Origin of the sequence: Lentisphaera profundi (assembly GCF_028728065.1) — a bacterium.
Taxonomy (GTDB): Bacteria; Verrucomicrobiota; Lentisphaeria; order Lentisphaerales; family Lentisphaeraceae; genus Lentisphaera; species Lentisphaera profundi.
Genome location: NZ_CP117812.1, coordinates 1010146 through 1022005 on the forward strand (window position 1 = coordinate 1010146; position 11860 = coordinate 1022005).

The window sequence follows — 11860 nt, forward strand, 5'->3', positions numbered from 1 at the left end:
AGCTCCTGAAAGAAATATCTAGCTAATAGAAATTCTAGCAGCCAGTCGGACTTCTCCCCGTTCGACTGCAAAATAGCGATATTTCGACGAATTATTCCCCAGGAATCGTTAAATATGCCCGATGTTTGCCTCATTTTGGGCAATCAGCGAATTGGTTTAGCTCATTTTTCGCTGTGAAGCTCAAAGTCCGACAGGCTGCTAGCTCGTTGTACTTAACTATTAATCCGATGACAATATAGATTGATAAAAAGGTGTAAATGAATGCTGTAGTTTGAGCCAATGGCGTCAGGCAAGTGAATTAGCAAGGGTTGCAAGCCCGACATAAAATAAGGTGTGGGGTCAGCCACACGATCAGGCCTGTGAAAAAGCTTGAGGGCTCACTTGTGAGTCCGGTATATATCGGACCCAAGTATGGGCCCTATAATCACCTCCAAAATCAGTCATGCACCTCAGGGTGCATGACTAATTTTGGAGGTGCAATGCAGCTATTAATACGGCAATAAAATAGAGATTTTTTAAAAAAAACACTCGGAAGTGCTGTAAGTATGACTCAATTAAGCCCAATGGAGTAAGCCTTGGGGGACGTATTATAGAGAATGATGTTATGAATACTGTAAGCATGGATTAGAGCTTTAATGCGTTCCTACAGAACTCACTAATTCTTCATGTGCTCGTTTTTCCTAGCTCTGACGAGCTAGGCTAAGTTAATGCGTACTTTCAGCACTAAAAAGTAAATCTAATTCATTGACGAATTAATAGCTAAGTTGAGGGTGACGATCGGCGAAAATAAGGATTGTTATTTTTCAATTATTTCTAGGCTTTCCGTGAGTACTTTATTGAAGCCTAAGCCATATAGGACTTGCATGCTATTATAAGCTTCTACATGTCCATCAACAAAAACAATATTGGCTTTGTTAAGGTGAAGTAAGTGAATTTTGTTATCATTTAAGTTTGAGATTGTTGGAGTGGGTGCTTTCCAAGGGGCAAAATAAGAATCAACTAGTAGCCAGCGCTCAGTAATCTCACGACCATTTTTCCACACTCCTGAAACACCTGTTTTGGAGTTTCCATTAAGTAAATGGATTTCTTCTGGATTAGCAGCATCACTTAACTGAGTAGTATTGGGTGCACCATAAGCGACACGGTTATCAGTTGACCTCCGCATTGCGGCTTCTTCTTGCAGAGGACAGACAACATTTTTTTTACTTCCATTAGGCCAATAATCACTTAAAACTCGCTCGCTCCAGACTTTGGCGGAATCGGGGTAATGCTGCGAAATCCGCCTATTATTAAAGTAGCCTTCGTGGTCATCAACCATTAATTGAATCATGATAAAATTTTGTTTTAATCGACTCGTACATGTTGTCGCTAAAGCTTGTTTCTTAGACTTTGCGAGAACAGGAAGTAACAAAGAAGCTAAAATACCTATAATCGCAATGACGACTAAGAGTTCTATCAGCGTGAAGCGTTTCATTTTAATTCTTCAATTTTGGTAACTTCAGTGATCATCCAATGACCTTTGTCTAATTTGCCTTTAGCCTCGATATAAACGTTTCTTGTGCAATAATAGGCGAGGTTGACTTTGTTGAAGTTACCGAAAGAAACTTCTATTTTGACACTTTTGGCATTCGCTACTTTCATGGTGTGAAGACGGGGGGTATCGATATTTGGACTTTGCTGAAGTGTGCCCTGAATTTTGATAGTTCCATTTTCTTCTTTAATAAAAGTGTCGATTTGTTTAGTGACAAAGTGATCATAGTTCGAATCATTCAGTCCAGTCATACTTTGTGAATAGCCTTGATAGGAATCGCGTTTGATACCGTATTGTTGCATGATAGCCATATGTAAAGCACGAGGATCTTGGCCTTGAGCATGATTGATATAACGGCCAGTTTTTACGATATTTTTACCGCCCGCTAAGACTGCGGGGATACGACTACCTGCGTGAGTATCGCTATGGCCCATGCCACTGCCGAAGTAGATCAGTGTATTATCGAGTAGGGTACCATTGCCATCTTTTAAGCCTTGGAGTCTACTCATCATATAGGCGAATTTTTGGAGGTGCCAATAATTGATTTTGTTGAGTTTAGTAATATTGCCAATACTGAAATTACGGAAAAAATGTGATAGCCAATGATGCTGTTCCTGAATGCCGAGAAAGTCAAAAATGAGACGACTGTTATCATTGCCGAGCATGTAAGTAGAGACTCGTGTTGTATCAGTCCACAAAGCTAGAGCCATGATATCCATCATAGCAGTTACTTGCTCGTCTAGGTTTGTACTCGCTTGGGGGCGAATAAAAGATGAAGAGTCTATGGCTTTATTTTTTTTAGAATTGGCTAATTTAATCTCCGTTTCGCGAATGATGGTATAGTACTCGTCAAGAGTTTCTTGGTCTTCTTTGCCGACGCGTCTTTTCAAAAAGCTGGCGTTATCCTTGACTCCATCGAGAATGCTCGTCATTTCTTGACGGCGCTTTACGTTGTTGAGGGGGCTACGAAAGAGCTTGTCAAAAACAAGCTGTGGATCACTTTCCCGCGGGACGTAACGTCCCTTGTCATCATAAGAAATGTAACTACAATCGGGCTGATTAGTGAAAATCCCTTCTGTCGTTAACTCGAGTGAACGAACATTAGTATCATTGCCAATTTCCTTGGCAATGACTTGATCAAGGGAGGCTTCTTTAGGACGTTGATTACCACAGAGAAAATTATAACCGTGATGACTTGCCTGATGCTTGTTACCGATGTTATCTAAAATGAGTAAATCGTTTTTGTAAGGCTGAAGTGGACGCATAAGAGCAGATAAGTCGAACTGTTTTTCTTTGCCGTTTTGAATGGCCCAAGTAGGGGGGTGAACACCATTGGGTTTAAAAAGGGCGAGGAATCTTTTTTGCGCTTTTGGAGCTTTAGAATTTTTGGCCATGAGATTGAGGTAAGGTAAGGGCATGGCTACGCCCACACCTGAGAGGAAAGAACGACGTGAAATTTTATAAGACATAAGAACTCCTATTCTACTATAGTGTGAGTGAAGGCTAAACTAGTGACAATATCTTTGATAAGGTCGCGGTAAGTACCGTCCTTATCAATCATTTTTGTTGAAATGCTGTTGACGATGGGGCGGTCAGTAGCGTTTAAGCTTCTTGCTAGACCATAGGTATACATTTTTTCTGTAATATTATGAATAATATCTTCATCATAACGTTTGAGTAAAATTTTCTTGAGACCTGCAAAATCTTCAAATTTATCTCCATTGGGAGTTACACCAGATGAGTCAATATCTTTACCGGATTCACGAAAAGTTCCTAGGTAATCAAAGTTTTCTAGACCGAAACCAAGAGGATCAATTTTGTGATGACAAATCATACAGCTTGGACTACTTCGATGTTTTTCAAAAATCTCCCTAAAGGACAATTTTTCGCCGGGTGCTTGTTTCTTAATAGCAGGTACATCCATCGGGGCTTCGCCGAGTTCATCTCCTAGTATTCGTTCAAGAAACCAAACTCCGCGAAGAATAGGGCTAGTGCGTTTATGTCCACTATACATGCTGAGGATACCTGGCATCGTCAGGATTCCACCACGATGAGCGGTGTGTTCCAGGGTGATTTTGTTATGTTCTTGAACAATAACTTCAACACCTCTATCTTTGCGAGTTTTTTTGATTTTTAAAGCGTCTTTTTGATCGTAAAACTTATAGAGGAATGGGTTTGCATAAGTAACCTTGGAATCAATGAGCTCCATGAGTGGGCGATCTTCTCGGATAAGGTAATCGACAAAGTGAATAGGTTGGTAAAATTTAGCATGAACTTCTGGCCATTTCTTAGATGATTTTTTTATCTCGTCAAGTGCTAGCCATTCGCGGGCAAAAAGTTCAGAGAATACTTGTGAGCGCTCGTGATTAAGCATGCGATCAACTTGTTTAATTAAAATAGTTTTCTGATTTAAATGCTTCTTTGATGCCAATGAGAGCAGTTCATTATCGGGTAGAGTTCCCCAGAGGAAATAGGAAAGCCTTTGTGCGAGTTCGTATTGATTAACTGGCTGTAAGCCCTTTTTAGTCAAGCTATATTTCCCGTTGTAGAGAAACTGAGGAGAAATCAGTACTGTTTTGAGTTCTTTTTTACAGCTATCAATCAGACTTATGTTCATTTTCAGATCTTTAATGATGCGCTGTATACTTTTTTTGATGTGTTCACTACAAGCAGTCGTTTTAAAAGCCCTTTGAGTGAACTTGGTAATTAAACTTTGGGCATTTTTCTTGGAGAATTTTTGAGCTATAGGGCCGGAGTAAAGCTCTAGGTGCTTTTTATTCTTTTTAGAAAAAAGTTCTTCAACTGCTGAGTTCGCAATAAAATTATATTTTTCCCAAAGTGTGTTGGTGATGGGGCTTTGGCTAGTATCATTGCTGAAACCACTTTCACCAGGTGGGTCAGCGGGCAAGATTTTTATAATTAGAGAGTTTTCTACGACAGTTTCTGGGGTGCCTACAATATTGACGCTGAGATCAAACCCCAGCAGGGTACGAATTGAATTACGGTAATATTCGGTGGACAGACGTGTGAGTTTTGCTTTTGCGGGCAAAGCTTTAATATTGATGAATTTTTTGGTGTACCAGTTTTTGAGGGTAGTTAATTCTTTTTGGCTAGGACGTTCGACAGGTGCAGGAGCTGGCTTACCTTTTTCTTTTTTCTTCTCCGGTGGCATTTCTCCATCTTCAATCAAGTCTATAACATCCTCCCAAAGATGATGTTTCTTATAGGCTTGTTCCATATTATTTATGGATTTGAGATTGATGTGGCCCTTGGTTTCCTTGCCACCGTGACATGAAATACAATATTTATCGAGCAGAGGACGAATTGACTCTTGATATTGATCTGAGCCAAAGGCAAAACTCGATAAGCCAATTATAAAGCTTAATAAAAGCTGTTTTAACATTTTATTTATTTCCTTTGTTTCTCATAGACCAGCTACGACCAGGGTTTTCTACACGAAATGTTTCAATATTCCCACGATCCGCAACGGTTACGTAGGCAGTTTTTCCATCAGGACCACCAAAGGCAATATTGGTAGGCTGTTGTCCTTTAAGTTTGATGGTCTCTAACAAGTTCCCAGAAGGACTTAGTTTGGCGATGCAAGAGCTGCTCCAGCGCGCGACATATATGTTCCCTTCGGAATCGCAGCGCATACCATCGAGGCCGCCATCTTTGAAAGAATGGAGGAGCCTCTTGTTACTAATGTCACCATCTTTAGTCAAATCATAGACCCATATTTTAAGCTGCTTACTCTCGTTAACATATAATCGTTTTTGGTCAGTAGAAACCTCTATGCCATTTGTTGTGCCCATATTTTTTTCGAGTAAACTGACCTTGCCTTTGGTGTCAATTTTCCACATTTGGCCAGTACCTTCAGCCCAATTGGGGTCACTAGCAAAAAGTATGCCATTATCCATAATAGCCAAATCATTGGGTTGGTTCATATTGGCTTCGTGAGCAAAGACAGAGACATTTCCTTTGAGATCAGCTTTGAGCACATTGTGTCCAGTATAATCAGCAATAAACATCTCTTCATTTTGGTTGAAACGAATGCCATTAGCCGTACTGCCTTTAGGCATTTTAATGAAGATTTTACCCTTGCCATCAGGGCTTATTTTGCCAATGGTTTCTTTATGATCAAAACTCACCGCATAAAGATTGCCAGCGGCATCCACGGCGGGACCTTCAGCTTCTGCAGTGAAACTTCCTGGAGCGGTGAAATCACTACTTGTATACAAGTTAGTACTTGTGCAGCTAGAGATGCCGATTATGCTTGCCATGGTGATGAAATTTTTAATAAACATATGATCAATTCCTTAGAGTTATTTTGATGTAGGAGTGTAATAAAGTTTGGGCATGCCTTTGGATACAGTTTTAATTTTTTCTTTTGCTACAAAATTCTTTTCTGCCCAAGAGTTCCACATTTTACTGAGCTCAGCGACTTTCTCGGGGTGCTGAGAGGATAAGTCGCTTGTTTCTGAGCGGTCATTATCGATATTGTAGAGTTGCCATTTTTGTGTGTAGTTGATCCAGAGGAGCTTCCATTTTCCTTGACGTATGGCGCGATTGCCCTCGTGCTCAAAGTAAAGAGGAGCTTGACTTGCTTTTTGTCCTTTAATAAAAGGCAATAGACTTTTTCCTTGGATGGGATAAAGTTCTTGGCCATGCCATCCTTTTGGATAAGTTACCTCAGCGATATCGAGAATTGTAGCTGCAATATCAATGACGTGTTGCGGCTCTCTGGCAATAGTACCCTTACGGGCGAGCTCAGAGGGGAAGTGAATGATAGTTGGTGAAGAAATTCCTCCTTCGTATGTATAATGTTTATAGGAAGAGAGCGGTGTATTACAGGCGTTGGCCCAGCCACTTCCGTAACTGTGGAAGGAGCCTTTTTGACCGATTTTGTTTAAGTCATCACCTTCATGAAGAAGATTTTGAGGATAGGGATTATTATCAAATCCATGTGGGTCCCATTCGGCACACGCACCATTATCAGAAAGGAAAAAGATACAGGTATTATCCAATTCATTATTTTCCTCTAAGTCTTTAAGTACGCGTCCGATATTTTGGTCGACACTATCAACCATAGCGGCGAAAGTTGCCATGCGTCGAGTGAGGTCTTTGCGGCGCGCTAGATCCAAGCTATTCCACGCGGGGATTTCTTTGCCGTAGTATTGCGAGTCTTTATTGCGGTTTGGAACTTTGGGTACAATGCCTTTCGCCGAAATAGTGATGTTTTTGGAGATGATTCCTAATTCTTGCATTTTCTGGAATCGTGTTTCGCGTATATGATCCCAGCCTTTTTCGTAGGTCTTTACATATTTGTCAATAAGCTCTTTAGGAGCCTGAAGCGGGAAGTGTGGAGCATTGTAAGCGAGGTAGAGGTAATAGGGCTGCTTTGCGCTTCGAGCTTCATCGATGAAGCTTAAGGCATAGTCAGTGATTGCATCGGTAGCGTAAAAATCTTTATTTGTCTCTGCTAGCGCTTTCCGGTTTTTCGGTAAACGGAAGTAGAGTTCTTTGCGGTAAAAGCTGGCGTAGTCGTGAAAAGGCCCGTAAAACTCATCAAAGCCACGATTAGTGGGGGTACATTCGCTCCCATTTTTACCTCGTAGATGCCATTTTCCGGCAAGGTAAGTTTTATAACCAGATTTCTGTAGAAGAGAAGCGGTAGTGACACAACGATTATTTAATACACCACGATAACCGGGTTTGCCGTTATCGGCAGTCATGAAGCCGACGCCCGTTTGATGTGGGTAGAGACCCGTCATCAGGGCAGCTCTGGTGGGACAACAGCGGGCTGAATTGTAAACTTGTGTCATGCGCAAGCCTGTATTTCCGAGGCGGTCGATATTTGGTGTTTCAATTTCGCCACCGTAACAGCCTAGATCCGAGAAGCCTAGATCATCAACTAAAATGAGGATAATATTGGGTTTTTGGGATTGGCCAAAGAGACTGCAGGCACCCAGTAAGAGCAAGAGGATTTTGTTCATGCCTTAAGCGTCCTTAATAGTGAGCTCGTCGCTTGAGACTTGTGATTGCGCTCAAAATGACTTTCGATGAAATCAATAACTTGATAATCATCATCAATGAGGGCAATTTGTGGCCATTTATCAAAAGTAAGGCAGGGGTGAGAGACCTGACAAGAGATGATGTCTCCTACTTGAATTTTATGTTCTTTCGGGAAGGCCATGAAGGCATGTTGATCATTGAGGTCATTAAGTAGCCAATTTGAATCAAGCTGATGCAGTTTTTTGTTTGAGATCGAAAAGTGCTTGTGAGGTGTGGGTAGTCCGCTGTCAAAGGATACATCTCTTTTACCAATATTGAGGATAGCCAAACCTGGCTCAGGTATGGATTGGATATAAGAAAGAACTTCGATAGTGGATTCAAGCGTACCGTCTATTTTTTTTGCAATAGGATCTCTATCAGTGAGTTCTTTTTGGAATTGTTCGTATATACCCGAGTCATGGGAGAGATAACAGCCAGGACGAATGAGTAAGTCATAATCCAGGCTCAGTTTAACTTTACCTAAAATATCACTGACGCGATCAAAAAATACTGTTCCACCGCCAGATAAAATAAGCTTATCTTTTCCGAAGAGTCCTAGTTGGTCAATCTCAATGCTAGTCTCAGCGACAAAATGGAGGAATTTATCCACCTCTGGAATTGGATTATTACAATGAATGACGCCTTCGTAACATTCGATTCCAGCAAGTTGTAAGTTTGGTGCGTAAGAATGGATGTATTGAGCGAGCTTAATAACATCTGGCTTTGTTCTGAGGCCAGCACGTCCATGTTCGGGAGCAATTTCAATGAGTACTTGAAGGGGGCGGGAGAGTTTTGTGCTAGCACTGTTGAGTTGATCAATATTGTCACGATTATCTACGAGACAATAAAACTCAAAGTCAGGATCTTTTTGAAGTATATCAGTAATAGAGGCGATATTTTGTTTGCCTACCAATTGGTTCGCCATGAGGATTTTTTTGATGCCATGACTATAAGCGGTTGTTACTTGGTAGCTAGTAGCTAGGGTCATGCCCCAGGCGCCTTGCTGTACTTGTAGTTTAAATAGTTCTGGGCACATGGTGGTTTTACCATGAGGGGCGAGTTTTACATTTGCTAAATCCGCATAAGTCTGCATCCATTGACAATTATTTAGAAGGCTAGATTTATTGATCGTCATGAGTGGGAGTTGATAATCTTCATCTAAAAGATTCAGTCTCGATTTCTGTTTTTTACTTCCTGACATCATGACATCCTGGCTTGTTCTTATTATATGTATTAAAGCTTCGGTAAGCTTAAGATCTAAATAGTGTAAACATGTGAATAGATACGTTGTTAGTTACTAACATAAATCTACTTTAACGATATATCCTTGATAATTCAAGCGTGATAAAATGTTATTTTGTAACATTTTGAACTTTTCACCCTTGTATTATCTTGTTTTTAAATAATAATGTTAGTAAGTAACAAATGCTTTTGACGAATGGAATGAGTTCAATTAGATTAACTCAAGAATGATTTCGGACGATCACTAACATTTTAAAAATAAAGAAGGCAATATGAACTATCAATTTGATATAGTATCTAAAATTAAATCACTTGAAGAAGAACTTAAGACTTCCGAGAAGAAAGTGGCCCAAGTGATTATGTCTGATCTGGAATGGGCGGGTAACGCTAGTATTCATGAGATCGCAAGCGCCGCAGGTGTGAGTGAAGCCTCTGTGACTCGTTTTTCACGAAGTGTTGGTTGCAAGAACGTTCCCGACCTTAAAAAGTCCTTAGTGAGTAGTTTTGCCATAGGCCAACGTTTTCTAGAAGGTCACATGGACCCTATTACAGAAGAAAGTGGGGCCATTGGTCAGGTAGTGAAAGGTATAATAGAGGCGCTCAATACTGTAAATACTCAAACATCTCAGAAAAAAATTGAGCAGGTGGCTCAGTTAATTCATTCGGTAGATAAAGTTGTTGTCTTTGGATCAGGTGGTGGAGCGACTGTGATAGCCGATGATGCAGTCAATAGAATGTTCCGCTTTGGTGTGAACATTAGCTCATACAATGATTTCTTGATGCAGCGTATGGTCGCTTCAAGTCTAGATGAAAAATCTCTTGTGCTTGTTATATCTACAACGGGACAAATTGCTGAAATTAATGACTGCGCCCAAATCGCTAAGCAATATGGAGCACAAGTGGTGGCCATAACTCGAGGTGACTCTCCTTTAGCGCAATTAGCAAATATTCACCTTCAAGTTCATATAGCCGAAGAAGAGGGCATTTACAAAGCCACTGCATCACGTTATGCCTTATTGGCAGTAGTGGATGCTATCGCCTTAGAATTGGCTATTTTACGTAAGGATAGTGCCAAAGAATCTTTAAGGAGAATCAAGTATAACCTTGATACAGTTCGTGGAGGTGATCGACGCTTCCCGGTGGGGGATTGAATGGACAAAAAATACACTTATCTATTTAAAAATGCACTCATATTTAATGGCTCAGAGTCTCCTCCTTATAAGGCTGATGTAGCTATCAAACAAAATGTGATTTGTGCCATCGGAAACTTATCGGCAGTCGAGAGTGATGAAGTTTTTGATCTTGAGGGTAAAGCCTTAGCACCAGGTTTTATTGATGTCCATACTCACGATGATAATGCCGTCTTGCAATCACCGGATTGTTTAGCGAAGATTAGCCAAGGAGTCAGTACAGTCATCGTAGGTAACTGCGGATTAAGTGTCGCACCTGTACGACTCAGTACAGAACCGCCTGATCCTTTAAATCTACTTGGAAATCAAAGCGATTTTATATTTAAAGATTTCAAATCTTATGTCGCCGCTATTAATGAACGTAAACCAGCCGTTAATGTAGCAGCCTTAGTAGGACACACTTCTTTAAGAGTCAACCACATGGATGATTTATATAGGGAAGCCACGAGTGACGAACTTGTAGCAATGAAAGATGAGTTAGATGCTTGTATGCAAGAGGGTGCCATTGGTTTGAGTACTGGATTAGCTTATGCAACTGCACGGGATTCGAGTACGGAAGAAATCATTGCATTGGCCAAAGTTTTGGCCAAAAATGATGGTATCTATGTCACTCATTTACGCAATGAATTTGATCAGGTGATTGAGGCGATTGAAGAATCCTTTACTATTGCTGAGAGTGGCGATATCCCCCTCATTATTTCTCATCTCAAATGTGCTGGTCCCGATAATTGGGGGCGTAGTGATGAGCTGCTTAAATTTATAGAAAACTCATCCTATAGTCATCGCGTTCATATGGATTGTTATCCCTATGCGGCGGGTTCCAGTACTCTAGATTTGGGACAAGTCGATGAAAGAGTCGAGATATTGATAACGTGGTCTGAAACACACCCAGAGAAATCGACTCAGTACCTTCACGAAATAGCTAAAGACTGGGGTTTAAGTCAATATGAAGCGGCAGAGAAACTAAAGCCTGCAGGAGCGGTTTATTTTTCTATTAGTGAAGAGGATATGAAGAAAATCATAAGTCATCCAAAGACCATGATTGGTTCAGATGGTCTGCCGCATGATCCTCACCCGCATCCCCGTTTATGGGGGACTTTTCCACGGGTCATAGGACGTTTAGCACGTGAACAAAAACTTATGTCCATGAGTACGGCCATTCATAAAATGACGGCTTTGTCAGCAAAAAACTACAAGCTTGAGGGACGTGGACAAATCGCTATTGGATCTTTTGCAGACCTCGTCGTTTTTGATCCGGAGAGAGTTGCGGACACCGCAACATTCGATAAACCGATCAGTATGGCTAGCGGCATTGAACAAGTCTATGTCAATGGCGTCCTCAGTTTTGAAAAAGGCAGGTCCACAAATCAACGTGCAGGTATTTACGTGGGTGCTAAACAAAAATCTAATATTTAAAATCTGAAATCTCAACCAAATAAAAGGAAAATATTATGAGCGCAATTAAACGCTACGGAACAAAAAAAGATGGTGCAGGGGGACAAAGTCTTCCCTTCGCAAGAGCAGTACAAGCCGATGGATGGTTACATGTTTCAGGTCAAGTGGCCATGGAAAATGGTGAAATCGTAGGTGGCAATATTGTTCAACAATCCCACAAAACGATTGAAAACCTCTTAGCCATTATTCATGAAGCAGGCTATACCAAGGACGATATCGTACGCTGTGGTGTGTGGTTAGATGATCCTCGTGATTTTTGGAGTTTTAATGGTGTTTATGCCGAGTATTTCGGTGGCGAACATGCACCTGCTCGTGCCTGTGTACAAGCGACAATGATGGTGGATTGCAAAGTCGAGATTGACGCTATCTGCTATAAAAAGCCGGAATAATT

Annotated in this window: 9 protein-coding genes; 3 read left to right on the plus strand and 6 right to left on the minus strand. The window is 40.9% G+C overall.

All coding sequences use genetic code 11. The features are described 5' to 3' along the window. Positions 1-796: 796 nt before the first annotated feature. From PQO03_RS15505 to PQO03_RS15530, 6 genes are read right to left on the minus strand one after another with little or no spacing between them, the layout of a single operon-like run. The gene (locus PQO03_RS15505) at positions 797-1474 is read right to left on the minus strand and encodes a prepilin-type N-terminal cleavage/methylation domain-containing protein (protein ID WP_274154101.1); all 678 of its coding nucleotides are present in this window, start codon (positions 1472-1474) and stop codon (positions 797-799) included. Then, entirely contained in the window at positions 1471-3000 is a 1530-nt protein-coding gene (locus PQO03_RS15510) for a DUF1552 domain-containing protein (protein ID WP_274154102.1), read from the minus strand. Before PQO03_RS15510 ends, PQO03_RS15505 begins: the two co-directional genes overlap by 4 nt. An 8-nt stretch (positions 3001-3008) precedes the next feature. Beyond that, complete coding sequence (locus PQO03_RS15515; protein WP_274154103.1) at positions 3009-4934, minus strand: DUF1588 domain-containing protein; 1926 nt, start codon at positions 4932-4934, stop codon at positions 3009-3011. Between the two features lies 1 nt (position 4935). Then, entirely contained in the window at positions 4936-5835 is a 900-nt protein-coding gene (locus tag PQO03_RS15520) for an SMP-30/gluconolactonase/LRE family protein (protein ID WP_274154104.1), read from the minus strand. Between the two features lie 18 nt (positions 5836-5853). Beyond that, positions 5854-7524: an arylsulfatase gene (locus tag PQO03_RS15525; protein WP_274154105.1), complete on the minus strand. Its 1671-nt coding sequence runs from the start codon at positions 7522-7524 to the stop codon at positions 5854-5856. Then, positions 7521-8783 carry an amino acid deaminase gene (locus PQO03_RS15530; RefSeq protein WP_274154106.1) on the minus strand — a complete coding sequence of 421 codons (1263 nt, stop codon included), beginning with the start codon at positions 8781-8783 and terminating at the stop codon, positions 7521-7523. Before PQO03_RS15530 ends, PQO03_RS15525 begins: the two co-directional genes overlap by 4 nt. Before the next feature lie 313 nt (positions 8784-9096). Between PQO03_RS15530 and PQO03_RS15535 the strand changes: the two genes are divergently transcribed. From PQO03_RS15535 to PQO03_RS15545, 3 genes are read left to right on the plus strand one after another with little or no spacing between them, the layout of a single operon-like run. Further along, the gene (locus PQO03_RS15535; RefSeq protein WP_274154107.1) at positions 9097-9975 is read left to right on the plus strand and encodes a MurR/RpiR family transcriptional regulator; all 879 of its coding nucleotides are present in this window, start codon (positions 9097-9099) and stop codon (positions 9973-9975) included. Then, on the plus strand, positions 9976-11430 hold the full coding sequence (locus PQO03_RS15540; RefSeq protein WP_274154108.1) for an N-acyl-D-amino-acid deacylase family protein: 1455 nt from the start codon (positions 9976-9978) through the stop codon (positions 11428-11430). A 35-nt stretch (positions 11431-11465) separates the two neighbouring features. Beyond that, the gene (locus PQO03_RS15545) at positions 11466-11858 is read left to right on the plus strand and encodes a RidA family protein (protein WP_274154109.1); all 393 of its coding nucleotides are present in this window, start codon (positions 11466-11468) and stop codon (positions 11856-11858) included. The last annotated feature ends 2 nt before the right edge of the window (positions 11859-11860 follow it).

Coding starts and splice junctions, on each gene's coding strand:
- PQO03_RS15540 (WP_274154108.1), top strand. CDS start 9,976: ATGGACAAAAAATACACTTATCTATTTAAAAATGCACTCATATTTAAT.
- PQO03_RS15530 (WP_274154106.1), bottom strand. CDS start 8,783: ATGTCAGGAAGTAAAAAACAGAAATCGAGACTGAATCTTTTAGATGAA.
- PQO03_RS15505 (WP_274154101.1), bottom strand. CDS start 1,474: ATGAAACGCTTCACGCTGATAGAACTCTTAGTCGTCATTGCGATTATA.
- PQO03_RS15525 (WP_274154105.1), bottom strand. CDS start 7,524: ATGAACAAAATCCTCTTGCTCTTACTGGGTGCCTGCAGTCTCTTTGGC.
- PQO03_RS15520 (WP_274154104.1), bottom strand. CDS start 5,835: ATGTTTATTAAAAATTTCATCACCATGGCAAGCATAATCGGCATCTCT.
- PQO03_RS15510 (WP_274154102.1), bottom strand. CDS start 3,000: ATGTCTTATAAAATTTCACGTCGTTCTTTCCTCTCAGGTGTGGGCGTA.
- PQO03_RS15535 (WP_274154107.1), top strand. CDS start 9,097: ATGAACTATCAATTTGATATAGTATCTAAAATTAAATCACTTGAAGAA.
- PQO03_RS15515 (WP_274154103.1), bottom strand. CDS start 4,934: ATGTTAAAACAGCTTTTATTAAGCTTTATAATTGGCTTATCGAGTTTT.
- PQO03_RS15545 (WP_274154109.1), top strand. CDS start 11,466: ATGAGCGCAATTAAACGCTACGGAACAAAAAAAGATGGTGCAGGGGGA.